The organism is Enterobacter asburiae (genome assembly GCF_008080435.1).
GTDB lineage: Bacteria > Pseudomonadota > Gammaproteobacteria > Enterobacterales > Enterobacteriaceae > Enterobacter > Enterobacter asburiae_C.
Genome location: NZ_VRKN01000061.1, coordinates 1 through 1010, shown reverse-complemented (window position 1 = coordinate 1010; position 1010 = coordinate 1). Strand labels below are relative to the sequence as shown.

Sequence of the window (1010 nt, the reverse complement as noted above, 5' to 3'; positions counted from 1 at the left end):
CCAACGGTACGGCCGCCTTCACGGATTGCGAAACGCAGACCGTCGTCCATCGCGATTGGGTGGATCAGCGTCACAACCATCTTGATGTTGTCGCCTGGCATTACCATCTCAACGCCTTCTGGCAGTTCGATGGTACCGGTCACGTCAGTTGTACGGAAGTAGAACTGTGGACGGTAGCCTTTGAAGAACGGAGTATGACGGCCGCCTTCGTCTTTGGACAGAATGTACACTTCAGATTCGAACTTGGTGTGTGGCTTGATTGAGCCTGGCTTCGCCAGAACCTGACCACGTTCGATTTCTTCACGTTTGATACCACGCAGCAGAACACCAACGTTCTCACCAGCACGGCCTTCGTCCAGCAGTTTGCGGAACATTTCAACGCCAGTACAGGTAGACTTCGCAGTCTCTTTAATACCAACGATTTCAACTTCTTCGCCAACTTTGATGATACCGCGCTCTACACGACCGGTAACAACGGTACCACGACCGGAGATGGAGAATACGTCTTCGATTGGCAGCAGGAATGGCTTGTCAATCGCACGCTCTGGTTCTGGGATGTAAGAATCCAGGAAGCCAGCCAGTTCGATGATTTTCGCTTCCCACTCAGCTTCGCCTTCCAGCGCTTTCAGAGCAGAACCACGAACGATTGGGGTATCGTCGCCTGGGAAATCGTACTGAGACAGCAGTTCACGAACTTCCATCTCTACCAGTTCCAGCAGCTCTTCGTCATCAACCATGTCGCATTTGTTCAGGAACACGATGATGAAAGGAACGCCTACCTGACGACCCAGCAGGATGTGCTCACGAGTCTGAGGCATTGGGCCGTCAGTCGCAGCAACAACCAGGATCGCGCCGTCCATCTGCGCAGCACCGGTGATCATGTTTTTAACATAGTCGGCGTGGCCTGGGCAGTCTACGTGTGCGTAGTGGCGAGTCGGGGTGTCATATTCAACGTGGGAAGTGTTGATGGTGATACCACGAGCTTTTTCTTCTGGTGCGTTATCGATCTG

At 52.9% G+C, this 1010-nt stretch carries 1 protein-coding gene; it reads right to left on the bottom strand.

The window, feature by feature from the left end; all coding sequences use genetic code 11:
• On the bottom strand, window positions 1-1010 hold a 1010-nt coding region (gene tuf, locus FU672_RS24800; protein ID WP_148245230.1), incomplete at both ends, for an elongation factor Tu.